Origin of the sequence: Pseudomonas sp. 18173 (genome assembly GCF_050432945.1) — a bacterium.
In the GTDB taxonomy this organism is placed as follows: domain Bacteria; phylum Pseudomonadota; class Gammaproteobacteria; order Pseudomonadales; family Pseudomonadaceae; genus Aquipseudomonas.
On the sequence record NZ_JBKFTN010000001.1, the window covers coordinates 296,118 to 320,926 of the forward strand.

Sequence of the window (24,809 nt, forward strand, 5' to 3'; positions counted from 1 at the left end):
CAATGAAGATCCCCTGCTCGCGAATGCGGTGGGTCAGTCGCGATCTTCGTTGATGGGTACACCGCCATCGCGAGCAAGCTCGCTCCTACAATTGATCGGTGTTGCACCACAGATGTGGGACAATGCCCGCCACTTTCAGCCATGCCCGAATCGACCACTGCCATGACCGCCCCTCGCACCCCCAAGCCAGCGCGCAAAAAGCCTGCCCCGAAGACCCCGGCCACGGCCGTCGCCCCGAAGGAAAAGGCCAGCCTGCACCCGCGCAATCGGCATCAGGGGCGCTACGACTTTCCGGCACTGATCAAAAGCGCCCCGGAACTGAAGAAGTTCGTGATCATCAATCCTTACGGCAAGGAAAGCATTGACTTCGCCAGCCCGGAAGCCGTGCGTGTATTCAACCGGGCGTTGCTCAAGTCGTTCTATGGCATCGCTCACTGGGACATTCCGGCCGACTACCTGTGCCCTCCGGTGCCAGGCCGTGCCGATTACGTGCACTTCCTCGCTGACCTGCTGGCCAGTGGCAACGACGGCGTGATCCCCCGTGGCGCCGCGGTGAAGGTGCTGGATATCGGCATGGGTGCCAACTGCGTGTATCCGCTGATCGGTTACAGCGACTATCGCTGGCAGTTCCTCGGGTCAGATATCGATGCGACCGCCATCGCCGCGGCGAAAGCGATCATTCAATCCAATGGCCTGAACAAAGCGATCCAGGTACGCCAGCAGAGCAACCCCAAGCAGATCCTCACAGGCCTGCTGGAGAGCGCAGAGCGATTCGACCTGACCATGTGCAACCCGCCATTCCACGCCTCGCTGGACGAGGCCACACGGGGCAGCACGCGCAAATGGCGAGCCCTGGGCAAGGCCGATCCGAAACGCAAACTGCCGGTGCTGAACTTTGGCGGCCAAGCGGCGGAATTGTGGTGTGAGGGCGGAGAGGTGCGTTTCGTCACGCAACTGGTCAGCGAGAGCGTGCAGGTGGCGCAACAAGTGCTGTGGTTCAGCACACTGGTGTCGAAGGCGTCGAACCTGCCGGCGATCCAGACGGCCCTGAGCAAGGCCGGCGCGCTGGACAGTCAGGTGGTGGAAATGGGTCAGGGACAGAAACAGAGTCGCTTCGTCGCCTGGACCTTCCAGACCAAGGCGCAGCAACAGGCCTGGCGTCAGGCACGGTGGGCCAAGCCTGCAACCGAGTAAGAAGTCAAAAGCACAAAAAAGCCGTGCCAGGATGACGCCTGCACACGGCTTTTTAACAAGCTTTAGCGGTTAACAGTGACGTTCATATCTGTAACCACAAACTACCTCACTTTTGCGGGCAACCTCGATAACAGGAAAGTTCAGACATTTTCGTTTCAACGACTTGTTTTACGAACAATTTCCTTGAACGCACAGGCACGGGTTACCTTGTTATCGCAATAATACTGACCACGCCACTCTTCCCACGACCCGTTGGTCTCAATACTTACAATAGTTCCTACTCGTTTGTATCTCATATCCAGCTCGCCTCCATGTTGCAGCTTGTAACCACAACGCAGAACTTCGCCGGCAACAGTGCCGCCTTCCGCCGCCATGCGCGGTGCGAATATCGCCAACTCGAACTCACCTACCGGTCCACGCCCGGTTTGCGAAACACCGTACCATTCACCATCTCCACTCGCTGTCGGGGCTTTATAGGTACCGGCCGCCAACTCTTTGATGTCAGTTGGGCTTGGGCAGTATTCGGTAACATTTGCCAAGGCCTGACCGGACATGAGAAACGATACGCACATCAACAACTGCTTAACTTTCATAAAAACGTCCCTGTAAAGAACAGCTGAAATTTGGTTTTGGCTTTCAAGTAAAGCCAAGCACCACGCCTTATTGATACTACCGACCCAAGGTGCAGACTCAACTATCAGTTCTGTAGGAGCGTTCGTTATATACGGAGGGAAAAGTATTATTCCGCGCATACGGCTATCCCAGCCAGACACACTGGTAACAACTGCTTTCAAACAAATGGATTATTCCAACAATTTACCTTGCGTAAACCGTTACAACGCGCACAAAAAAACCGTGCCCGGATCGCTCCGGCGCACGGTTTTTTAACAAGTCTTACTTGTTGACAGCGTCGGTCAGGCCTTTGGCCACAACCAGCTTGATCACTTTCTTGGCAGCGATTTCGATGGCAGCGCCAGTCGAAGGGTTACGGCCAGTACGGGCAGGGCGCTCAGTCACTTTCAGTTTGCCGATACCTGGCAGAGTGATTTCGCCGCCGTTTTCCAGCTGATCGGCAACGATTTGGCCCAGTTGGTCCAGAGCGTTACGCGCGGTGGTTTTCGGCGCGTCGATAGCTTCAGCGATGTCGGCGATCAGTTGGTCTTTAGTAAGAGCCATTTAGTGTTCCTTCCCTATCAAATTCATATGGATTGCAGAGTGCAATGTCAGCCATCGAGCCCGATCTTCTGGATCTGGCACCCTCGGCCAAATAACCTCGGGATCGGGGTTATAGATACCGAAATCAGGGTTTGGTTCGACCTGACAAATGCTGACTGCACGCTTAACGCAGTGACTTCGCGCAAGACCGGGCAAAGCTAGCACACAGACGTGGAAATATCCGCCTCTAGCTACCCATTTGGTCAGCTTTATTGCGCTAAAACAGGAAAAAAACGCATAAGCGCCGCCGGTCGCCTGCCAATTGCCCTTCGCGCCGCGCCAAAACCAGCGGTTGCGGTACACTGGGCGCTTTTTCGGGGGAGCACGCCCTCCTCTCTTCATTCAGCCGAGAAGCCCATGCCGATCCGTCATTGCATCGTCCACCTGATCGACAAAAAACCCGACGGCACACCCGCAGTTCTCCACGCCCGTGACTCTGAACTGGCCGAGTCCGCAGCCATCGAGAACATGCTCGCCGACCTCAACGAAAGCTATAACGCCAAACAGGGTAAAGCCTGGGGTCTGTTCCATCCGGAATCCGGCGCGTTCCCGTTCAGCGGCTGGCTGAAGGAATACCTCGATGGCGGCCAGGATTTCACTGCGTTCAGCCGCGTAGCGGTTGAGCACCTGCAAAAGCTGATGGAAGAGTCGAACCTGTCGGTCGGCGGCCACGTGCTGTTCGCACACTATCAGCAAGGCATGACCGACTACCTGGCCATCGCCCTGCTGCACCACAGCGAAGGTGTGGCCGTGACCGATGAGCTGGACGTGACCCCGTCCCGTCACCTGGACCTGGGCCAATTGCACCTGGCGGCGCGGATAAACGTTTCCGAGTGGCAGAACAATAAACAGTCCAAGCAGTACATTTCGTTCATCAAAGGCAAGAACGGCAAAAAGGTTTCGGAGTATTTCCGCGACTTCATTGGCTGCCAGGAAGGCGTCGACGGCCCTGGTGAAACCCGCACCCTGCTCAAGGCCTTCAGCGATTTCGTCGAAAGCGAAGACCTGCCGGAAGACGACGCCCGCGAGAAGACCAAGACCCTGGTGGATTACGCCAGCAGCCAAGCCAAGCTCGGTGAGCCGATGGGCCTGGAAGAACTGTCGGGGCTGATCGACGAAGAGCGCCCGAAGGCCTTCTACGATCACATCCGCAACAAGGATTACGGCCTCTCGCCGGAAATCCCGGCCGATAAACGCACCCTGAACCAGTTCCGACGATTCACCGGCCGCGCCGAAGGCCTGTCGATCAGTTTCGAAGCACACCTGCTGGGCTCGAAGATCGAGTACGACGAAGAAGCCGGCACGTTGATCATCAAGGGCCTGCCCACTTCGCTCACCGATCAGCTGAAGCGTCGCAACTGATGCTCGGCGGCGTACTGAAAAAGTGCCTGCTGATCCTGCTGGTGGTCGTGGCTTACCAGAATTGGGGCAAGATCGAGCGGGTATTCAACCCTTCGCAAGTGGTGCCCGCACAGACGCAGGCGCAGGCCAACGTCGTGCTCTACGCCACCGAATGGTGTGGTTACTGCAAGTTGACCCGGCGCTTTCTCGATCAGAAAGGCATTGCGTACAAGGAGTTCGATATCGAGAAGGATGCTGCCGCGCGCGAGGACTATCGGGCGCTGGGCGGTGGCGGCATTCCGGTCATCGATGTGAACGGGACGCTGATTCGCGGGTACGACCCGGATGCGATTCTTGCGGCCTTGAAGTAACCCATCGGGTTTACACAATCCGTGTGGCGAGGGGGCTTGCCCCCTCCACAGGTGTGCGTCTGCGTCAGCAGGCTTCGATACGAAAGCCCAGGCGCGGGAAGTGCACATGCACCACACCGCCGCGCTCGTCCTCGCGCCGCACGATCAGCTCTTCGCGGCCGGAAAACAGCAGCTCTCCCGCGATCGGGTCAACACCGTAGTCCGTGGCTGCGATGACCACTTGCTGACCCGCCATAAACCCGTTGGGATCGACGAACTGCTCATCCGGCAATGCCACTGGCGTGGACGTGCGCGCGACCTCCAGAGCCTCCTCTGAGCTCATCTCGCTGGACGCGCCATGACCGAAACCCAATACCCGCGCATGCCATGCATTGACAGCCGGATAAGCTTCGACAAGCGGAGCCGTCACCGGTGTCGCCTTGAGGAACCAGAGGCAATGAGCCAGAGCGAAGTCGGCAATCGACGGCTCGCCAAACAGGTAGTCACCCTCCTCGCGCTGCAACTGTTGCTCCAGCCGCGACATGATCGTCGGCCATTGGTGCTTCGCCTGTTCGGTAGACAGTTTTGTCGCGCTACCCCCACTGAACAACCCGGCGCGATCGGCAATAAACGCCTTGATCGCTTCCGGCGACAAATTGGCAAAGCGCACCGCTATCGATTCCGGCTGGAACACCAGGCTGACCGCATGCTGGAACACCACAGAGTCGGCCCAGGCGGCAAACGTCGCGGTGATCATTTCCTGACCTTCCGGGAAAAACGCCGGCAAGGTTTTTTCCTGCTCCAGTCGCCGGGCGATCAATGCCGTATCGCAATAGATATCCGCACCCACCTGCAACACCGGGGTCTTGCGGTAGCCGCCGGTCAACGCCGTGAGATCCGGTTTGGGCATCACTGGCGAGATCTTCACCGAACGCCAGGACAGGCCCTTGAAGCCCAGCAGCAGGCGGGCCTTCTCGGCAAAGGGGGACGTCGGGTAATGATGCAGAATCAACTCGGACATGCTCGGCTCCGCCGCAAGGATCAGTAGCCAGCAGCTTAGCGCGCAATCACCTGACAGCCTACAGATCCGCCTGATGGGAACCGATCAATCAGAGTGATAAGTCAGGGGCGCTGCTCGCGGCGCTCGCTGCGCTCGCCACCAGGCATTCCTTGGCGCTCTTCTTGAGTTTCTTGATCAGCCGTTCCTGACGCAACGCATCGCTTTTGTCGCGACAGCGTTCGGTGTAGACCAGGGCCATGGCAGGGCTGGACAGAAAGAATCGTGCGCCCTTGCCGCTTTGATGTTTGGCGAAGCGGCGCACGGGATCATCGCTGATCCCGCAATAGAGCGAACCGTTGGCCGCGCGAACGAGGTACACGAACCAGGCTTTGCTCGCCGGGGTGTCGGCGTCGACAGGGCTTTCGCTGAGGGTGGTCACGTAACGATCAGGCTTGAAGGAAAGCCGCGATCTTATCAGCGACTGGCCTGGAATGCCTTCAGGCCTTTCAATGCCTGGGCGCGCACGGCGTTTCTCACCAGCGGCGTCCAGCCCAGCAGCAAGCCTTTGAAACCCAACGCCTGACGTGACCACTTCCACAGGTCGAAGCGGTCGTGGTGCTCGCAGATCTTGCCGTCGCGAAAGACGAATCGCGCCTGAATGTCGTTGATCACGATGTTGCCGGTCTGGCTGAACAGATAGGTCGCGACCCAATGGGCGCCACCGCTGCGCTGATCGGCGTGAACCTGATCGAAGGTCAGGGAAAAGTCCTTGGCCCGAGTAGTCAGCATGCGCCACATGTCACCGGCGTCGCGACCACGAAGCTCGCCGAACGCCGGGTCGCTGAACACCACATCATCGGTGTAGCAGGCCGCCATGGCTTCGGCGTCCAGGCGCTGGAAGGCTTGATAGAACCGGGTGATCAACGCGCTGTGGGCTTCACTCATGGACAAGCTCCGTAAAATTGAGAATGCCCGCACGATAATCCGTAAATGCACCGAACACTATTGGCATTCGCCACACAAATATCCGGACTGCCTATCTACCACGGTCCTAGGGCGACATTCCGTTATCACGGGCATAGGAGAAAAGATCGACATCCGTGGAAATGCCCAGCCTGAGCATGGCCATGTTTTTTTGCTTGCTGATGGTTGAAACGCTGCGATTGAAGTGGTTGGCGATTTCGCTGACGGTCATGCCGCTGGCCAGCAGCCGGACCACTTCATGCTCTCTGGCCGACAGCCGCGACTCGTGCAACTGACTGCTCGTATTGGCCAGCATCGTGCGCAAGCGCTCACTGAGGTAGCGTCTTCCGTCACTCACGGCGTTGATCGCCAGGAGCAGCTCGGTTGCCGAGTCTGCTTTGGCGACGATGCCCGACACCCTTAGAGCCAACGCAGCCCTCGCCGTCGTCACGCTGCTGAACATCGTCACCAGAATGATCGGCAATTTCGGATAGCGTCGTTGAATCGTACTCAGCATTTTCAAACCATCGGCATGCTGTCCGCCTGGCATGGCGAAATCGGTAATCAGCAAATCACAGGGCGTTTCTGCGAGCAGGTTCATCAGGCTGTCCGCACCATCAGCCTCTCCCACAATTTCACATTGCCGGCTGGCACTGATGAGCATCCGCAGACCGATGCGAACGACGGAATGGTCATCAGCAATTACGACTCGCACTGTGGGAAGTCTCCTACTTGCGGCTGGAAGAGTCGGAAAATAGCGTCGTTCTCCACCCTCCGCAACGCCCTGAAAACGTCTCGTTTCTTATTTCATCAATGTATTCAAGGGCTGGATCTTTTTACCTATCAAACAACAGAAGTGACCTACATCGATTCACGCGAAAGGCTACAGAGTTGGACGAACTCCTGACCGTCTTCCGAAAGTTTACTTATTTTGTCGAAACACTCTTTCATACAGACAGTCACCCCTTTTCGTATTTGTTGCATTCTGCCCAAACACTCCTCTCGCTAAGTTGTGTCTTTCGAGCAGCCTGGCTGCACCGGCGTTGTGTCGGACTCACCGTCACCTCATCCAACTTTTTCAAGAACGAGTGAATATATGAACAAGACACTGACAACCCTTGGCACTGCATTACTCCTTGGCATGACTTCGTTCGCTTACGGCAGTTCAAGCACCGACTTGACCGTCAAGGGCGTGATTACACCGGCTGCCTGCACACCGAGCCTGTCCGGTGGCGGTGTTGTGGATTATGGAAAAATCTCTTCAAAGGATCTGCTACCGGACACTCACACCCCATTCCAGGACAGAACCCTCCAACTGACCGTGAGCTGCAACTCACCGGTCAGGTTTGCAATTGTTCCTGTCGATAACAGAGCCGGTACCTCCTCTTCTGCCGGTGCCTTCGGCTTAGGCCTGATCAACGGGAATGAAAAGCTCGGACGTTATTTTTTGCACTTCCTGAATCCGGTCGCCGATGTTCCTTCCATGGCGATTCAGTCTCAGAACAACGGCCAAACCTGGTTTGAACTTAGCAACTCTGCATTGCAACCTGACGGCCTGATGTCGTTCGGCAGCAGGACCAGTGGCGCCACGACCCCTCACAATGTTCAGGATGTCATCGTGGACGTTTTGCTCTTGACCGCCATCGCTCCAGCCAGCGGACTTACGCTGACCGACGAACAGAAAATCGACGGTTCGGCAACTTTCCAGATCACTTACCTGTAACTCGATAGTGTCGTGGGGGAAAAGATGATTGTCGCCGTTTTCCCCCCCCCCAAAGAAGCNCCAGCGGACTTACGCTGACCGACGAACAGAAAATCGACGGTTCGGCAACTTTCCAGATCACTTACCTGTAACTCGATAGTGTCGTCGGGCAACGGCTGATTGCAGCCGTTGCCCGCGCTCCGAAGGAATCCCGCCGAAGACCTCGCTTCTGCCTGTCGTGCTATCGGTGATTCCCGAGTACGCCCCATGTCCGCGACCTTTTTTCGTGACCATCAATAAGGCACGTCATGACGATATTTTTAAAATTCGCACGCTATTTGATCCCTTTCGGTGTCGGTGCATTTGCATGGTTCCCGCCCCTGCTGGCTCAAGCCGACGGCATGGTGCCCGACACCTCCGTGGTGATCGTCAACGAGGTCGACGGTGAGGCATCCGTATCCGTGACCAACACCGATGACAGCCTGGTGTTGCTGCACGTCACCCTTGAAAACATTCCGGAAGACACCGAGCCCCTGGTGTTCGTGACGCCACCGCTGGCACGGGTTGAACCGTCCGGGACCCAGTTGATCCGTTTCATCCTGCAGTCGGAAAAGCCCCTGCTCACCCAGCGGTTGAAACGCGTGATCTTTGAAGGCATCCCCCAACGCAGGCCCGCTGCCGAGGCCGGACATGCCCGGGTGGGTGTAACGGTGCGCCAGAACCTGCCGGTCATCCTTCACCCGGCCGGCCTTGCGCCCAACCGCACACCCTGGACCGGCCTGCGATGGTCGCTGCAGGATGGCCAGCTGACCGCGAGCAACCAGACACCTTACGTCGTACGGCTGGCTCAGGAACTGCAATTGCTGCCTTCCGGGGCCCCGGCAATTTTGCCGCGAACCTATTTGTTGCCCGGTGAGCGGATCAGCGTGTCGGTGCCCGCAACGACCGCCACCCAGGTACGTATTCAACCGGCAACCGTCTACGGCTTTGCAGTGCCGTCCTACGACGCCCCGATCACCCGATAGAGCCGGACCACCGATAGCGCCAACCTGGAAGAGCGGGCGCTGATGTTCCAACGCGGACCTGATGCCGCAGCGGTTCAAGCCAGCGCACAGGTCAACCCAAGTGAACCCCATGAACACTGTATTGAAATACCGTGATGGCGAAGCCGTGCCTGTTTTCAGGGTTGCCGACACTCGCCTTCGCCTGCCCAAGCTGCGCACCAGCGTAGTGTTGCTGATGACCAGCACGCTGATGGTGCTCGATGCTCGCGCCGAAGATCCCGGCAGCGCTTCGCTGGTGACCTCGTTCGATCAGAAGACCTTGGCCCAACGCGGTATCGATCCGGCGCTGGCGACCCAACTGCTGAACGCCCCACGCTTCACCGCCGGTCGCCATCCGATCACGCTTACCGTCAACGGTCAGCGCCAGGGACGTGTAGACGTTACGTTCAACAAGGAAGGCGACTTGTGCTTTGACCAGGCCCTGCTGGATGCGGCAAACCTGAACGAGCCCACCACCCCTGCCAACGACCATCGTTGTCTTGACGTTCTCGGCACTTGGCCGCAAACCCGGATCGAACAGGACCCCGCCAATCTCGGTCTGTCATTGATCGTGCCCACCCAAGCCCTGCGTGCGAAGGTCCGGGACTTCTCGGGCTATCGAACCGGTGGCGTCGCCGGGTTGCTCAACTATGACGTCAACAGCCTTTATAGCCATTATGGTGACCAATCGAATCGCTTCATTTCGGCCAACACCGAAGTCGGTTTCAATGCCGGCGACTGGATCGTCCGCAGCCGCCAGGTGCAGACCTGGCAGAACGATGTGTCCCGCACCAGCCACCTGGCGGCGTACGCCCAACGCACCTTTACCGATCATCAAGCGGTGCTTCAGGCCGGCCAGATCAATCTCTATAACCCGGTGCTGACCACTGCGCAGCTCACCGGCGTGCAACTGACGACCGAGCAGGCGTTGCAGACCGAAAGCCAAAGCAGGACCATCGATGGCATAGCCCATGGCCAGGCCCAGGTCGAAATCTGGCAGAACGGGTCGCTGATCCACTCGACCGTGGTGCCCGCAGGCCCGTTCTCCCTGAGCAACGTTCAGCGTCTCGATAGCCGTTCGGATGTTGAAGTCGTGGTCAAGGAAATCGCTGGCAGCGAGCAGCGCTTCACCGTCCCCGCGGCTCTGCTCGGGGTGGGCCTCCCGGCGTCTGGCTTTTCGCTGACTGCCGGGCAGCTACGTCACTTGGGCGATACACAGACCAACGACCCCTGGCTGATCAGCGGGAGCTGGAGCGGGGCATTGAATCCGCACGTCATTCTTAGCGCGGGCGCCATGGGTGCCGCCGATTATCGTGCAGCGGGCGCTGGCGTGGGCTTGCTGCCATGGACCGATACACAGCTCCAGACAACCCTGCAAACGTCCGAAGCCAGTTCCGGCCACTCCGAAAAAGGAATTCAGGGCGATCTGAACCTGTCGCATCGCCTGGCTGAGCAATGGTCGATGAATGCCGGGACGTCCTACCGGACCTTCGGTTATCGCGAACTGACGCAAGCGGTGCTCGAAACCGATTCGCAGCGCAATCGCTCCCATAATCGCGACCAGCAAAGCCTGGGGCTCTCCTGGTCGCCGCCCGGGGCAGGTGCGCTCAGTGCAAGCTTCAGCCGTTCAACGTCTTTCGAGGGGCAACGCAGCAGCCGTGCCCAGGCGTCCTGGGGCACCCTTATCGCCGGTGTATCGGTCTCGGCCTCGGTGCAATGGCAAGTCAGCGGCACCCGGAACATCAATGACAGCGCCTATCTGAACCTCAGCATTCCTTTGGGTGAAAACCGTCGAGGGCGAACCTGGGTCCGCAGTTCTGCCGGCGAATATCGCAGTGGTGTCGGATTGAACGAACAACTCAACGATCACCTGAGCTACCAGGTCGGCGTTGAACATGACAGTCGCGACAAGCAGGTTCAGTCTTCCGCCGGTGTTTCGCTCCTGCCTCGCTACAGCCAACTGGACGTGAGCTACACCCGCACAGATGCCGAGCGCCCCAGCTACCAGGTGGGAGCACGCGGTGGGGCCGTCCTGCATGGCGATGGCCTGACGCTGTCGCCTTACCCCGTGCGTGACACCTTCGCGTTGCTGTCGGTTGGCGATGCCGCCGCCATCAAAGTCTCCACCCCCAGCGGACCGGTGTGGACCGATTGGCAGGGGCGAGCCGTGGTTCCACACGTGACGGCCTATGGCCGCAACCCGGTGGAAGTCGACACCCGCTCATTGCCGCGCAACATCGATATCAACAACGGCCTGGCGGTGATATCCGCCGGGCGCGGCGCCGTCGACAAGGTCGAGTTCGGGGTCACCCAGACTCGCCGCGCCTTGCTCAAAGTCTCCCTGGACAACGGCGTATCGCTACCCCGTGGCGCGACCGTAAACACCAGCGATGGCGAGTTCGTCACGCTCGTACAGGAAGGCGGGCTGGTATTTCTGCCCAACGCCCTGGCATCTCCCACCCTGTGGATAACCGCACCCGGCCTGGACCGTTGTGAGCTGCACTTCGAGCTGCCGACCAAGGCCAACACCCAGGCGTACTACGAAACGGCCCTCGCCCAGTGCCGCACGCCATAAGGATGACCCCATGAAACTGCCCGGACCTTTGATGCTGACCTTCGCCACCCTGACGCTGGGCGGACTCATGCCCAGCGCCCGGGCCCACGCCGATGAGTGCCGGCTCAGCCTGAGCCAGTCGGTACTCGACTACGGTTTGATGCAAAGGGAAATTCGTACTCCCGAACCCCGGGAGAGAACCTTGGGTCAGCGTCGCGTGAGCTTGAACCTGAACTGCCCACAACCGACCGACATGAGTGTGTTCTATCGCGCCATGGCCGCGACCGAGGAGCGTTTTCGACTGGCCGACCACGGCACCTACACCGTGCACATCAGTGATGCGGTGCTTGATGGGCAATCGGTGGACCTGGGAATGATTTCCGGCGTCAGCCAGACACCGCAGGCCACAGCCTCAGATCTGCTTTGGCGACCCGGGCAGGCCATTGTTCCAGTGCGCAGCGGTATCGCGGTGCAAGGGCAAAACCTGTCAGCTCAACTTCAGTTGACCGCCTGGGCACAGGTGCAGGCGTCGCCGTTGCGTGACACCGTTGCCTGGGAGGCCACCGGATTGTTCGACCCGATCGCGGAGGGTCGCTCCGCGGCGATAACCCTGCGTGCGGGTTTTGCGCCCGCCGCCTGTCACGTGGAACTGTCCAATGGCGGTCGGGTGGATTTCGGTCGGATGTCGAAAAACGATCTTGACCGCGACAACAGCACGCGCCTGCCCCCCAAAAGCTTGACCCTGCAGGTTGGCTGCGATGCCCCGACACCCTTTGCCCTGCTCATGCACGACAACCGCGCTGGCTCGGCCACCGTGAACAGCGAGATTTACTACGGCCTCGGCCTGGACAACAGCAGCAACAAGATCGGCCTGTATTCGCTGAGCGTCGACCCCACCGACGCCAGCGCCGACAACTTCCCCCGCCTGTACCGAACCGATTCGACCACCGGCGGCATGGCCTGGAGCCGCGCCAGTTCGAACCCGATACCGATGGGGCAGAGAAGCTTCCTGGGGTTTACCCATAATGCCGGCAGCATTTCAGGCCCGGTACCGATCCAGAAGCTCACCACCACGGTAACGGTCGAGGCTGTCATCGCCCCCACCTCGACCCTGGACCTCACCGACAAGGTGATCCTCGATGGTTCGGCGACGCTGGAGATCTTGTATTTGTAGCGTTTGACCGCGTTTAAATTTTCTCGCTGACCACCTGCACGTACAGCGCCCGCCCGGCACCGAGCCCCGCGATGATCGCACCGAGGCCAATGACGCCAAAAATCCAGCCCACGGCCGTCCAGCCGCCGGTCCAGTCATGCACGATGCCGACTGCGAACGGCCCCATGGACGCCAGCGTGTAACCGAAGCCCTGGGCCATGCTCGACAGGTTCGCCGCGACGTGGGAGTCACGCGAGCGCAGCACGATCAGCGTCAATGCCAGGCTGAACGTGGCGCCCTGCCCCAGCCCCAGCACAATTGCCCAGCCCCACAAACCTTCGATCGGCGCATACAGGCAACCGAACAAGCCGCCGAGGGTCAGCGCCATCACGATCACGATCGCCAGCCGCTGGTCCTTGCCACGGGTTGCCAGCCAGGGTGCCGCGAGCGAGCTGACCAGTTGCACGATCACCGAACCCGACAGCACCAGCCCGGCCTCGGTCGGGGTCAGGCCGCGCCCGATCAGGATCGACGGCAACCAGCCGAACACGATGTAGGCCAGGGACGATTGCAGGCCCATGTACAAGGTCACTTGCCAGGCCAGCGGGTCATGCAGCAAGCCGCGAACGCGATAGGCGACGTTGTGCGCACCGTGTTTCTGGCCAACTTGCGGCAGCCAGAACACTGCCGCCGCCAACGCGGGGACCACCCAAAAACCAAGGCCCAGCGCCCAGCTCTTGTCGAAATGCTCACTGAGAGGCACGGTTGCACCCGCCGCCATCGCTGCGCCCAGGCACAGGGCCATGGTGTAGACGCCGGTCATGGTCCCGGCCTGTTTCGGGAAATCGCGCTTGACGATACCCGGCAGCAACACACCGATCACGCCGATGCTGGCACCGGCGAGCACGCTTCCGGCAAACAGGCCGATCTCACCGAACGAACTGCGCAGGATGATCCCGCCAGCCAGGGTCAGAAGAATGCCCAACACAACCCGCTCGGCACCGAAGCGGCGCGCCAGCACCGGCGCCAACGGTGCAAACAGGCCAAGGCAAAGCACCGGCAACGTGGTCAGCAATCCCGCCGTGGACGCCGACAAGCCGAGGGTCTTCGAGACCTCGCTGAGCATCGGCGCCATGCTTGACAGCGCCGGGCGCAGGTTCAGCGCCACCAGAATCAGGCCCAGCAGCAACAGCCACGGCCGGCGCAGGACCGGGTGAGTTTGCTGCACCTGTTCGTCATCGGCCTCGGCGTCGATCAGCAGCTCTTCCAGCTCTGCCGAACGTTTTTGCGCTGTGGATAAATCACTGCGTCGCATGGGCTTCTCGGTTTCAAGGTTCATTGATCAACTGCCTCGACAGGGCTTTGGCCCGTTCCGGGTCGCGTTGTTCGACGGCATCGAGCAACTCGATGTGCAGGTCGAACACTTCCTGGCGGCGCGGGACGATGCTCAGGGTCTGGCGCAATTGCGCGCCGATGATGCTGGAGAAATAGCGATACAACTCGCTGAGGGTCGGGTTGTGCGCGGCGTCCACCAGACGACGGTGGAACACCAGATCGCAGGCGATGTAGGTATCGAGATCGCCGTGATAGTGGCTGCCGCTGACACCCAGCGCCTCGCGCAATGCCACCAGGTCTTCATCGGTGCGGCGCAAGGCTGCCAGGCCGATCGCCTCGACTTCAAGGATGTGCCGGGTTTCCCGGGCCTGCTCAAGGGAGCAGCGCGACAGCGCCTTCAAGGTATCGAGCGGATCGACCACCGCCCGCAGGTAACTGCCGTCGCCCTGGCGGATCTCGATCAACCCGGAAAACGCCAACACGCGCATGGCTTCGCGCACGGTGTTGCGGCTGATGCCCAGCTCGGCAGACAACTCGGGCTCGGTGGGCAAGCGCTGGCCCACGGCCCAAACGCCCTGGTTGATCCGCAGGCGCAACTGGTCCAGGGCCTGATCGACCAAGGATCGTTTCACTAATGGAGAAATTTCTGACATGGAATTCGCCCTTTCATCCAATCATAGGATGAATTTTCTGACATGGTAGTCAGCTTGCTCCAAGAGGGCAACCGTTCAAAATTGACGCATGATCAATGGAGTCGGTAGCACCCCCCTGTGGGAGCGGGCTTGCTCGCGAAGGCGGCATAACATTCAACGAGTACGTTGCCTGACACTCCGCTTTCGCGAGCAAGCCCGCTCCCACAAGGTTTTGCATTCGGACGTTAAATCGCGGGTAAAAAAAACCCGGAACATGTCCGGGTTTATTTCAGTGCCTGGGTTCGATCAATGCAGAATCTGGCTCAGGAACAGCTTGGTGCGATCGTTCTGCGGGTGATCGAAGAAGTCGTTCGGCGCGGCCTGTTCGACGATTTCGCCCTTGTCCATGAAGATCACACGGTTGGCCACGGTGCGGGCGAAGCCCATTTCGTGGGTTACGCAAAGCATGGTCATGCCGTCTTCGGCCAGGCCGATCATGGTGTCGAGCACTTCCTTCACCATCTCCGGGTCGAGTGCCGAGGTCGGCTCGTCGAACAGCATGATTTTCGGCTTCATGCACAGTGCGCGGGCAATCGCCACACGCTGCTGCTGACCGCCGGACAGTTGCCCCGGGTATTTATGCGCCTGCTCCGGAATGCGTACGCGTTCCAGGTAGTGCATGGCGATTTCCTCGGCCTTGCGCTTGGGCATCTTGCGCACCCACATCGGCGCCAGGGTGCAATTCTGCAAAATGGTCAGGTGCGGGAACAGGTTGAAGTGCTGGAACACCATGCCGACTTCACGGCGGATCGCTTCGATCTGCTTGAGGTCGTTGGTCAGTTCCGTGCCATCGACCACGATGCGGCCCTGCTGGTGTTCTTCCAGGCGGTTGAGGCAGCGGATGGTGGTGGACTTGCCCGAACCCGACGGCCCGCACAGGACGATACGCTCACCCTGCTTGACGTTGAGGTTGATGTCTTTCAACACGTGGAACTGGCCGTACCACTTGTTCACGCCCTGCATCTGAATAATGCCTTCAGGGCCCACAGGCTGTTTGATTGCTTCGCTCATAAAAGAACTTCCTAAATTAGGTACGGCGCTTCAGCGCTTGTGGCCAGTGTCGAGCTTGCGTTCCAGATGCATGGAATAGCGCGACATACCAAAACAGAAAATCCAGAACACCAGGGCGGCGAACACATAGCCTTCGGTGGCCATGCCCAGCCATTTCGGGTCGGCAGCGGCTTGCTTGACGCTGTTGAGCAGGTCGAACAGGCCGATGATGATCACAAGGCTGGTGTCCTTGAACAGCGCGATGAAGGTGTTGACGATGCCGGGGATCACCAGCTTCAGGGCTTGCGGCAGGATCACCAGACCCATGCTGCGCCAGTAGCCCAGGCCCATCGCGGCGGCCGCTTCGTACTGCCCCTTGGGAATCGCTTGCAGACCACCGCGCACCACTTCGGCCACGTAGGCCGACTGGAACAGGATCACGCCGATCAGGGCCCGCAGCAGTTTGTCGAAGTTCATGCCTTCGGGCAGGAACAGCGGCAGCATCACCGAGGACATGAACAGCACCGTGATCAACGGCACGCCGCGCCAGAACTCGATGAAGGTCACGCAGACCACACGAATCGCCGGCATGTTCGAACGACGACCCAGGGCCAGGATAATCCCCAGTGGCAGCGCACCGGCGATGCCGACAGTGGCGATCACCAGGGTCAGCATCAGGCCGCCCCACTGGCTGGTCGCCACGTTGGTCAGGCCGAAGATGCCGCCATGCAACAGGAAGTAGGCAAAGATCGGGTACAGCACCAGGAAGCCCAGCCCGTACACCGCTTTATGGTGAAAACGCGAGATGAACAACGGCGCCACGCCGACAATCGCCAGCCACACCGTCAGGTCCACGCGCCAGCGCAGTTCCGGCGGGTAATAGCCGTACATGAACTGGCCGAAACGCTGCTGGATGAACACCCAGCAGGCGCCGTCCTTGGTGCAGTCGGCGCGGGTCGTGCCCACCCAGTTGGCGTCGAGGATGGCCCAGTGCAGGATCGGCGGCACCACCAGGTAGATGAGGTAGAACGCAAACAGGGTCAGCAGGGTGTTGAGCCAGCTGGAGAACATGTTCGCGCGCATCCACGCCACCACACCGATGCTGCTGCTCGGTGGAGGCATGTCAGGTTTGAAAGTATGAGTACTCATGCGCTTTTCCTTACCGCTCGATCAGCGCAATGCGCTTGTTGTACCAGTTCATCAGCAGGGAAATGCTGATACTGATCGCCAGGTACACGCTCATGGTGATGGCAATCACCTCGATCGCCTGACCGGTCTGGTTGAGCACGGTACCGGCGAACAGCGAGACCATTTCCGGATAACCGATGCCGGCCGCCAGCGAGGAGTTCTTCGCCAGGTTCAGGTATTGGCTGGTCAGCGGTGGAATGATCACGCGCAGGGCTTGCGGGATGATCACCTTGCGCAAGGTCGGACCGTTGCGCAGGCCGAGGGAATGCGCCGCCTCGGTCTGGCCATGGCTGACCGACTTGATGCCCGAACGCACGATCTCGGCGATGAACGCTGCGGTGTACACGGTGAGGGCCAACGTCAGCGCCAGCAGTTCCGGGATCAGCACCCAGCCGCCGACGAAGTTGAAACCCTGCAGCTTCGGCATTTCCCAGTGCAGCGGTGCGCCGAAAATCAGCGCGCACAAGGCCGGGATCACCAGGAACAGCGCCAGGCCGACCCAGAACTTGTGGAACGGTACACCCGTCTCTTCGAAGCGCTTGGTGGCCCAGCGGCTCATCAGCACGATGGCGACGATGGCCACCACGATGCTGGCGACAAATGGCCAGAAACCATCCGCCATCAGCGCGGCGGGCATGTTCAGGCCGCGGGCGCTGACGAAGAAGGTGTCGCCGAAGTTATGGCTGTTGCGCGGCCCCGGCATGGTCAGGAACACCGCGAAGTACCAGAACAGGATCTGCAGCAATGGCGGAATGTTGCGGAAGACTTCCACGTACACCGTCGCCAGCTTGGCGATGATCCAGTTCTTCGACAGCCGCGCCACACCGACGATGAAGCCGAGGATCGTCGCCAGGATCACGCCGATGAAGGTCACCAGCAAGGTGTTGAGCAGGCCGATGACAAACACCCGGGCGTAAGTGTCCGCTTCGGTGTAGTCGATCAGGTGTTGAGCGATGCCGAAACCGGCACTGCGCTCCAGAAAACTGAAGCCCGAGGTAATGCCCCGGTGCTGAAGGTTGGTCTGCGTGTTATCGAACAGATACCAGCCCATCGAGACCACCGCGACAATGGTGATGATCTGGAATAGCCACGCACGCACTTTCGGATCGCTGAGGCTGAGCCTCTGCTTTGGTGCGCCGATTGAATTTTGCATGAAGTGCCCCGGAAATAATGGAACAGAACATCACCCGGTGGTTGGCCCACCGGGTGACAGAACCATCAGCGCACTGGTGGTGCGTATTGAATGCCGCCAGCGTTCCACAGAGCGTTCAGCCCGCGGTCGATTTCCAGCGGAGTGCTCTTGCCGAGGTTTTTCTCGAACACTTCGCCGTAGTTGCCTACCTGCTTGATGATCTGCACGACCCAGTCTTTCTTCACTTTCAGGTCTTTGCCGTATTCACCGTCGGTACCCAGCAGACGGGCAACGTCAGGGTTCTTGGTGGCCTTGGCTTCGGCTTCGACGTTCTTCGAAGTGATGCCGGCTTCTTCCGCGTTGAGCATGGCGTAGCCAGTCCAGCGCACGATGGCCAGCCACTCGTCGTCGCCATTACGCACGACCGGGCCCAGAGGTTCCTTGGAAATGGTTTCCGGCAGAACCACGTAGTCCGTAGGCGTTGCCAGCTTGCTGCGCTGGGCGAACAGCTGGGACTTGTCGGAGGTCAGTACGTCGCAACGACCGGATTCCAGCGACTTGGCGCTTTCGTCGGAGGTGTCGAAGGTGATCGGGGTGTACTTCAGGCCGTTGCCGCGGAAGTAGTCGGAAACGTTCAGCTCGGTAGTGGTACCGGCCTGGATGCAAATGGTTGCACCGTCCAGTTCTTTAGCGCTTTTCACGCCCAGCTTGTTGTTTACCAGGAAGCCGATGCCGTCGTAGTAGGTGATGAAGCCTGGAAACTTCAGGCCCATGCCCGCGTCACGGGAGCTGGTCATGGTGGTGTTGCGCGAAAGGATGTCGATTTCGCCGGACTGCAGCGCGGTGAAGCGCTCCTTGGCGTTCAACTGGCTGAACTTGACCTTGGTCGCGTCGCCGAAGACAGCAGCCGCTACTGCACGGCAGTAGTCAGCATCGATACCCACGATCTTGCCGGTGGAATCCGGAACCGAGAAGCCCGGCAGGCCATCGCTGACGCCACACTGCACGAAGCCTTTCTTCATCACTGCATCCAGGGTTGCGCCCGCCTGGGCAAACCCGCTGACACCGAGTACTGCGGCTGCAGTCACGATAGCCAGGGTGGATTTCAACATCTTCATTCAAACCTCCAGTTTTGCTCTTGTTGTGTCGGAGCGTGAGTCCTGTCGCACCCTTTTGAGGCGTAGTCGACCCGTGTTGGCTTGTTTTGGGGTCAACCGACGTAAGACGTTAGCTATGAGTCTAGTAGGAGAAAATCCACATCATGGAAAACTCACCCTCACCAGTCGGCCGAACGGGCTGTAGCCCTTTCACGTTCGCGAAGCCCCGTAGCGGCCATTGGCGAACATCCATCACCGGAATTTTTTGCTATCCCACTGCCAACAATGGCCTGATAGTGTTACCGACAGACGTGGGATTTTTCGTACAGGCTTTTCCATAGCAAAGCCCGTACCAGACCTCTTCCCGAGGCACTTGCGAGACAGGTCAATAGCGAAACTTGTAACCTTGCGACATCTTCTTAACGGATCAACCTGGCGCGCACTTGGATCACGCACTTAATGAGCGCGCACGCACAACTTTGGAGCAGACATGACCGAGCCCCTGATTCTTGAACCCGTAAAGCCCGCAGACGCCTGCGTCATCTGGCTGCACGGCCTGGGCGCCGATCGCTACGACTTCCTGCCGGTGGCCGAAGCGCTGCAGGAAACCTTGCTGAGCACCCGCTTCGTTCTCCCTCAGGCCCCCACCTGTGCTGTCACTATCAATGGCGGCTACGAGATGCCGAGCTGGTACGACATATTGGCCATGAGCCCGGCACGGGCGATCAACCGCGAGCAGCTGGAAGAGTCGTCCGACAGGATCATCAAGCTGATCGACACCCAGCGAGCTATCGGAATAGACGCCTCGCGGATTTTCCTGGCCGGCTTTTCCCAGGGCGGCGCCGTGGTGTTCCATACCGCGTTTCTGAAATGGCAGGGACCACTGGGTGGCGTCGTTGCCCTTTCTACTTATGCCCCCACCTTCAGCGGCGGACTGGAACTGTCCGCGAGCCAGCAACGCATTCCGGTGCTGTCGATGCACGGCCAGTTTGACGATGTGGTGCAAAACTCGATGGGACGCAGTGCCTACGAGCATTTGAAGCAGCGTGGTGTCACCGTGACATGGCAGGAGTACCCAATGGGTCACGAAGTGTTACCCGAAGAAATTCGCGACATCGGCACCTGGCTCACCGAGCGCTTGCGTTAAGCATTCAGGATTAAAAGCGCCCTTTGATCCATCCCTCTACGCCGCGCCCGATTCTTGCATTACACTGCCCGGCGTACATTCCTTAACCAATTGATGAGATGACCGTGCTCAAAGCACTCAAGAAAATGTTCGGTAAAAGCGAGACTGAGCAACTCGCGCCAGTCCCCAGCGCTGCGTCTCACGCTTCCAGCCACCGCACCGACGGCAGTCAGTCTGAACGGGCTGCCACCACGACGGCACCCAAGCATGAGCCGAAGACCGTAGAAGCAGCCCAGCCTGCGGCGATCACAGCCCAGGAGCAGCCGCGCAGCGACACGCCGAAACCCGCCAAACCGCGCCGCGAACCCAAGCCCAAGGCGCCGGTCATCCCATGGAAACTCGAAGACTTCGTCGTCGAACCCCAGGAAGGCAAAACCCGCTTCCACGATTTCAAGCTCGCCCCTGAACTGATGCATGCCATCCAGGACCTGGGCTTCCCGTATTGCACGCCGATCCAGGCACAGGTGCTGGGCTTTACCCTCGCGGGCAAGGACGCCATCGGCCGCGCCCAGACCGGTACCGGCAAAACCGCTGCGTTCCTGATCTCGATCATCACCCAGTTGCTGCAAACCCCGCCGCCGAAAGAGCGCTACATGGGTGAGCCACGGGCGCTGATCATCGCGCCGACCCGCGAACTGGTGGTGCAGATCGCCAAGGACGCCGCCGACCTGACCAAGTACACCGGCCTCAACGTCATGACGTTCGTCGGCGGCATGGACTTCGACAAGCAGCTCAAGCACCTCGAAGCCCGCCACTGCGACATCCTCGTGGCCACGCCGGGCCGCCTGCTGGACTTCAACCAGCGCGGCGACGTGCATCTGGACATGGTCGAAGTGATGGTGCTGGACGAAGCCGACCGCATGCTCGACATGGGCTTCATCCCGCAGGTGCGCCAGATCATTCGCCAGACGCCACCGAAGTCCGAGCGTCAGACGCTGCTGTTCTCCGCGACCTTCACCGAAGACGTGATGAACCTGGCCAAGCAATGGACCACCGACCCTGCCATCGTCGAAATCGAAGTCACCAACGTGGCCAACGAAAACGTCGAGCAGCACATCTACGCGGTGGCCGCTGCCGACAAATACAAACTGCTCTACAACCTGGTCAACGACAACGGTTGGGAGCGGGTCATCGTCTTCGCCAACCGCAAGGATGAAGTGCGACGCATCGAAGAACGCCTGGTGCGTGACGGCATCAACGCCGCGCAACTGTCCGGCGACGTGCCGCAGCACAAGCGCATCAAGACCCTGGAAGGTTTCCGCGAAGGCAAGATCCGCGTGCTGGTCGCCACCGACGTGGCCGGTCGCGGCATCCACATCGACGGCATCAGCCATGTGATCAACTTCACCCTGCCGGAAGTGCCGGACGACTACGTGCACCGAATCGGACGTACCGGACGTGCCGGCGCCGACGGCGTGTCCATCAGCTTTGCCGGTGAAGACGACTCCTACCAGCTACCGTCCATCGAGGAAAAGCTGGGGCGCAAGATCAGCTGTGAAACACCGCCGACGCATCTGTTGCGGGCGGTTGAGCGCAAACGTCCACACTGAGTGACGTTGCACGAACAAGCGCAGCCGGAAACGGACTGCGCTTTTTTTTCGTCCGGATATTGTTCGCGAGAACTAAAAGTCCATAATAGACAAATTAGTTTAATTCGAATCCCGGAGCCGACCATGTCCAGCACGCCCCAAGTGATCACCCAAGCCCAGGCCCGCGAGTATCTGGCGCAAGTCGATGTGCCGCAGATCCTGCGCAAGCTGTTCCGCGACCTGGCCGCCGGGCAAGCGGTGCAACCGGCGCAGCAACTGGTGGAGTTCCCGCAGGGCGCCGGCGACTTCATCAATTACCTGGGCGTGCTGGCCGAAGACGGCGTGTACGGGATCAAGACTTCGCCATACATCGTCCGTGACCAAGGGCCATTGGTGACGGCGTGGACGCTGCTGATGTCGATGCAAACCGGGCAGCCGCTGTTGCTATGCGATGCCGCAGAACTGACCACCGCACGCACTGCGGCCACCACTGCCGTGGCGGTCGACGCCCTCGCGCCGCCCACAGCCCATCGCCTGGCCATTATCGGCAGCGGCAAAGTGGCCCAGGCGCACCTGCATTACGTGAAAGGCCTGCGCGACTGGCAGAGCATCAGCCTGTACTCGCCGAGCCTGCACGAAGATGCCGAAACCGTGAGCCTGCTGAAAAACATCGAGCCACGCCTGAACGTCGTCGACAATCGTGAAGCTGCCGTACAGGACGCGGACGTGATCATGCTCTGCACCTCGTCCGCCGGGCCGGTGATCGATCCGTCGAGCTTGCGCAAACCGGCGCTGATCACCTCCATCAGCACCAACGCGCCGCGTGCCCACGAAGTGCCGCCGCAGAGCCTCAATGACATGCAGGTGTTCTGCGACTATCGACTGACCACCCCAGGCTCGGCCGGCGAAATGCTGATCGCCGCCGAACAGCACCGCTGGGACAGGAGCGCGATTGTCGGCGACCTGCCTGACCTGCTCAGTGCGAAGGTGCAGCGCCCCGACTACGACCGTCACGTGTACTTCCGCTCCATCGGCCTGGGCCTGGAAGACATTTCGCTGGCCAATGCGATCTATCGCCTATCTCACTAACACCACAATCCCCTGTAGGAGCGAGCCTGCTCGCGATGGTGGATCAAGCAACACTGTGTCGACTGACACACCATCGCGAGCAAGCTCGCTCCTACAAGGTACCGAACCATTGGCATCGCGCGTTATCAGGAGACGTTCATGAGCCAGGCAGATTTCATCATCATCGGCGGCGGGATTGCCGGGGCTTCCACCGGTTTCTGGCTGTCGCAGCACGGCCGCGTGATCGTGCTCGAGCGCGAATCCCATCCGGCCTATCACTCCACCGGCCGGTCGGCTGCTCTGTACACCGCAGCCTATGGCACCCCACAAGTGCGGGCGCTGACCCTGGCCAGCCGGGACTTTTTCGACAACCCGCCCAGCGGTTTCTGCGAACACCCGCTGCTGACCCCGCGCGGCGAAATGACCGTGGATTTCACCGGTGACCCGGACGAATTGAACCGCCAGTACCAGAGCGCAAAAACCACGGTGCCAGAGATGCAATTGCTCGGCGTCGACGAAGCTTGCGCGTTGGTGCCGATCCTGCGCCGGGAAAAGGTCCACGGCGCCATCTACGACCCGACCGCCAGCGACATCGACACCGATGCCTTGCATCAGGGATACCTGCGCGGCATCCGTCGCAACCAGGGCGAAGTGCATACCGACAGCGAAGTCGTCAGCCTGAGCCGCGACGGCCAAGGTGCATGGCAGGTCCAGACCGGCACCCAAACCTTCAGCGCCCCGGTCATCATCAACGCCGCCGGCGCCTGGGCCGACAAGATCGGTGAACTGGCCGGTGCGCAGCCGCTGGGCCTGCAACCGAAACGCCGTGCCGCGTTCATCTTCGCCGGCCCGGAGGGCGTGGACATCCACCATTGGCCGATGCTGGTCAGCCTCGACGAATCCTTCTATATGAAACCCGACGCCGGGATGTTCCTCGGCTCGCCGGCCAACGCCGACCCGGTCGAACCCCACGACGTGCAGCCCGAAGAGCTGGACATTGCCATGGGCATCTACCAGATCGAAGAGGCCACGACCCTGACCATTCGCCGCCCGACCCGGACCTGGGCCGGCCTGCGCAGCTTCGTCAGCGACGGCGACCTGCTGTCCGGCTTCGATCCACAGGTGCCGGGGCTGTTCTGGGTCGCGGCGCAAGGCGGTTATGGCATCCAGACTTCGCCGGCCATGGGTCAGGCCGGCGCGGCACTGGTGCGCGGCGCGGCATTGCCCGAATCGCTCGGCCGTTTCGGCCTGAACGCCGAAATGCTCTCCCCTGCCCGCCTCGGCCGATCCTGATCCTCAGGTGACGTGCCCATACGATTACGGCACACTTTCAGCGCCCCTTTGCCGGGGCGTTGACGCTGCCTGGAGTTCCATCAAATGAACGCCCCCGAAAAAGACTCGGCCCTGAATGACACGTCGCTGGATAACTTCCACGCGATCGCCGACGCCATCGCCACGCTGTTTTTCCCCCACGCCGAAGTGGTGCTGCACGACCTGCGCACGCAAAAGGTCGACTACATCGCCAACAACCTGTCCAAGCGGGAAATCGGCGACGACTCGGCGCTGGAAGACATGCTCAGCGACGATGTCAGCGAACGAAACATCGGGCCGTACGAAAAGCTCAATTGGGATGGTCAGAAGATTCGCAGCCTCAGCACCGTCCTGCGCGACAGCGAGGGGCATCCGCTGGCCGTGCTGTGCATCAACCTGAATATTTCGCTGTTCGAGAATGCCAAGGCCGCCCTGGATCTGTTCCTGTCGCCGACCAAGCTGATCCCGCAACCGGATGCACTGTTCCGCGATGACTGGCAGGAGCGGATCAACACCTTCCTCCACGCCTGGCTGCGAGAGCGCCAGTTGAGCCTGAACCTGCTGACCCGCGATCACAAACGCGAGCTGGTGCTGGCGTTGCACGCCGAAGGCGCGTTCAAGGGTAAAAGCGCCTCGAACTACGTGGCCAATGTGCTGAACATGGGCCGGGCGACGGTGTACAAGCATTTGAAGGAATTGAAAGGCTGAAGATTTGCGGTGGTATCTCCGGCCTCATCGCGGGCAAGCCCGCTCCCACAGTGTCCGA

Annotated in this window: 24 protein-coding genes; 12 read left to right on the plus strand and 12 right to left on the minus strand. The window is 60.1% G+C overall.

All coding sequences use genetic code 11. The features are described from left to right. Positions 1-162: 162 nt before the first annotated feature. Positions 163-1,194 carry a 23S rRNA (adenine(1618)-N(6))-methyltransferase RlmF gene (gene rlmF, locus ACLD1X_RS01335; RefSeq protein ID WP_429365798.1) on the plus strand — a complete coding sequence of 344 codons (1,032 nt, stop codon included), beginning with the start codon at positions 163-165 and terminating at the stop codon, positions 1,192-1,194. 155 nt (positions 1,195-1,349) lie between these two features. Here rlmF and ACLD1X_RS01340 read toward each other — a convergent pair whose 3' ends face one another. Then, positions 1,350-1,844 (minus strand): DUF3757 domain-containing protein, encoded by a 495-nt coding sequence (locus ACLD1X_RS01340; protein WP_429365799.1) that lies wholly within the window; start codon positions 1,842-1,844, stop codon positions 1,350-1,352. 244 nt (positions 1,845-2,088) lie between these two features. Continuing rightward, entirely contained in the window at positions 2,089-2,370 is a 282-nt protein-coding gene (locus ACLD1X_RS01345) for an HU family DNA-binding protein (RefSeq protein ID WP_007905514.1), read from the minus strand. Between the two features lie 396 nt (positions 2,371-2,766). On the opposite strand from ACLD1X_RS01345, the gene yejK reads away from it, so the two are divergent. Both yejK and ACLD1X_RS01355 read left to right on the plus strand, forming a co-directional pair. Next, on the plus strand, positions 2,767-3,771 hold the full coding sequence (gene yejK, locus ACLD1X_RS01350) for a nucleoid-associated protein YejK (protein WP_057396732.1): 1,005 nt from the start codon (positions 2,767-2,769) through the stop codon (positions 3,769-3,771). After that, the gene (locus tag ACLD1X_RS01355; protein WP_429365800.1) at positions 3,771-4,121 is read left to right on the plus strand and encodes a glutaredoxin family protein; all 351 of its coding nucleotides are present in this window, start codon (positions 3,771-3,773) and stop codon (positions 4,119-4,121) included. The genes yejK and ACLD1X_RS01355 overlap by 1 nt, the downstream gene beginning before the upstream one ends. A 64-nt stretch (positions 4,122-4,185) precedes the next feature. On the opposite strand, the gene ACLD1X_RS01360 is transcribed toward ACLD1X_RS01355, so the two are convergent. From ACLD1X_RS01360 to ACLD1X_RS01375, 4 genes are all read right to left on the minus strand, one after another. Continuing rightward, positions 4,186-5,121: a glutathione S-transferase family protein gene (locus ACLD1X_RS01360; RefSeq protein ID WP_429365801.1), complete on the minus strand. Its 936-nt coding sequence runs from the start codon at positions 5,119-5,121 to the stop codon at positions 4,186-4,188. Positions 5,122-5,209: 88 nt separating this feature from the next. Further along, positions 5,210-5,539: a GIY-YIG nuclease family protein gene (locus ACLD1X_RS01365; protein ID WP_429365802.1), complete on the minus strand. Its 330-nt coding sequence runs from the start codon at positions 5,537-5,539 to the stop codon at positions 5,210-5,212. Between the two features lie 35 nt (positions 5,540-5,574). Further along, positions 5,575-6,045, minus strand: coding sequence for a nuclear transport factor 2 family protein (locus ACLD1X_RS01370; RefSeq protein WP_429365803.1), 471 nt, complete (start codon positions 6,043-6,045; stop codon positions 5,575-5,577). Positions 6,046-6,151: 106 nt separating this feature from the next. Then, positions 6,152-6,778 (minus strand): response regulator, encoded by a 627-nt coding sequence (locus ACLD1X_RS01375; RefSeq protein ID WP_429365804.1) that lies wholly within the window; start codon positions 6,776-6,778, stop codon positions 6,152-6,154. 381 nt (positions 6,779-7,159) lie between these two features. Between ACLD1X_RS01375 and ACLD1X_RS01380 the strand changes: the two genes are divergently transcribed. From ACLD1X_RS01380 to ACLD1X_RS01395, 4 genes are all read left to right on the plus strand, one after another. Further along, positions 7,160-7,786, plus strand: coding sequence for a DUF1120 domain-containing protein (locus ACLD1X_RS01380; protein WP_429365805.1), 627 nt, complete (start codon positions 7,160-7,162; stop codon positions 7,784-7,786). A gap of 287 nt (positions 7,787-8,073) precedes the next feature. Further along, positions 8,074-8,790 (plus strand): fimbria/pilus chaperone family protein, encoded by a 717-nt coding sequence (locus tag ACLD1X_RS01385; protein ID WP_429365806.1) that lies wholly within the window; start codon positions 8,074-8,076, stop codon positions 8,788-8,790. A gap of 109 nt (positions 8,791-8,899) precedes the next feature. Next, positions 8,900-11,383 (plus strand): fimbria/pilus outer membrane usher protein, encoded by a 2,484-nt coding sequence (locus ACLD1X_RS01390; RefSeq protein ID WP_429365807.1) that lies wholly within the window; start codon positions 8,900-8,902, stop codon positions 11,381-11,383. A 10-nt stretch (positions 11,384-11,393) separates the two neighbouring features. Then, entirely contained in the window at positions 11,394-12,536 is a 1,143-nt protein-coding gene (locus ACLD1X_RS01395; RefSeq protein WP_429365808.1) for a DUF1120 domain-containing protein, read from the plus strand. A gap of 13 nt (positions 12,537-12,549) precedes the next feature. Here ACLD1X_RS01395 and ACLD1X_RS01400 read toward each other — a convergent pair whose 3' ends face one another. The 6 genes from ACLD1X_RS01400 to ACLD1X_RS01425 all read right to left on the minus strand — a co-directional run bounded on the left by ACLD1X_RS01400 (position 12,550) and on the right by ACLD1X_RS01425 (position 18,970). Then, entirely contained in the window at positions 12,550-13,854 is a 1,305-nt protein-coding gene (locus ACLD1X_RS01400; protein WP_429365809.1) for a CynX/NimT family MFS transporter, read from the minus strand. Next, positions 13,844-14,503, minus strand: a complete 660-nt coding sequence (locus ACLD1X_RS01405; RefSeq protein WP_429365810.1) for a FadR/GntR family transcriptional regulator — start codon at positions 14,501-14,503, stop codon at positions 13,844-13,846. Before ACLD1X_RS01405 ends, ACLD1X_RS01400 begins: the two co-directional genes overlap by 11 nt. A gap of 285 nt (positions 14,504-14,788) precedes the next feature. Next, complete coding sequence (locus tag ACLD1X_RS01410; protein WP_429365811.1) at positions 14,789-15,553, minus strand: amino acid ABC transporter ATP-binding protein; 765 nt, start codon at positions 15,551-15,553, stop codon at positions 14,789-14,791. 30 nt (positions 15,554-15,583) lie between these two features. Further along, positions 15,584-16,681 (minus strand): amino acid ABC transporter permease, encoded by a 1,098-nt coding sequence (locus tag ACLD1X_RS01415; protein ID WP_429365812.1) that lies wholly within the window; start codon positions 16,679-16,681, stop codon positions 15,584-15,586. Positions 16,682-16,691: 10 nt separating this feature from the next. Further along, positions 16,692-17,873 (minus strand): amino acid ABC transporter permease, encoded by a 1,182-nt coding sequence (locus ACLD1X_RS01420; protein WP_429365813.1) that lies wholly within the window; start codon positions 17,871-17,873, stop codon positions 16,692-16,694. A gap of 65 nt (positions 17,874-17,938) precedes the next feature. Further along, complete coding sequence (locus ACLD1X_RS01425; protein WP_429365814.1) at positions 17,939-18,970, minus strand: amino acid ABC transporter substrate-binding protein; 1,032 nt, start codon at positions 18,968-18,970, stop codon at positions 17,939-17,941. A 469-nt stretch (positions 18,971-19,439) separates the two neighbouring features. Here ACLD1X_RS01425 and ACLD1X_RS01430 point away from each other — a divergent pair, with 469 nt between their 5' ends. The 5 genes from ACLD1X_RS01430 (at position 19,440) to ACLD1X_RS01450 (ending at position 24,751) form a co-directional block, all read left to right on the plus strand. Further along, positions 19,440-20,096, plus strand: coding sequence for an alpha/beta hydrolase (locus ACLD1X_RS01430; protein WP_429365815.1), 657 nt, complete (start codon positions 19,440-19,442; stop codon positions 20,094-20,096). Between the two features lie 98 nt (positions 20,097-20,194). Then, positions 20,195-21,685: an ATP-dependent RNA helicase RhlB gene (rhlB, locus tag ACLD1X_RS01435; protein ID WP_429365816.1), complete on the plus strand. Its 1,491-nt coding sequence runs from the start codon at positions 20,195-20,197 to the stop codon at positions 21,683-21,685. 123 nt (positions 21,686-21,808) lie between these two features. Continuing rightward, complete coding sequence (locus ACLD1X_RS01440; RefSeq protein WP_429365817.1) at positions 21,809-22,753, plus strand: ornithine cyclodeaminase family protein; 945 nt, start codon at positions 21,809-21,811, stop codon at positions 22,751-22,753. A 138-nt stretch (positions 22,754-22,891) separates the two neighbouring features. Continuing rightward, positions 22,892-24,025 carry an NAD(P)/FAD-dependent oxidoreductase gene (locus ACLD1X_RS01445; protein WP_429365818.1) on the plus strand — a complete coding sequence of 378 codons (1,134 nt, stop codon included), beginning with the start codon at positions 22,892-22,894 and terminating at the stop codon, positions 24,023-24,025. An 84-nt stretch (positions 24,026-24,109) separates the two neighbouring features. Then, positions 24,110-24,751 carry a helix-turn-helix transcriptional regulator gene (locus tag ACLD1X_RS01450; RefSeq protein ID WP_429365819.1) on the plus strand — a complete coding sequence of 214 codons (642 nt, stop codon included), beginning with the start codon at positions 24,110-24,112 and terminating at the stop codon, positions 24,749-24,751. Positions 24,752-24,809 lie beyond the last annotated feature (58 nt).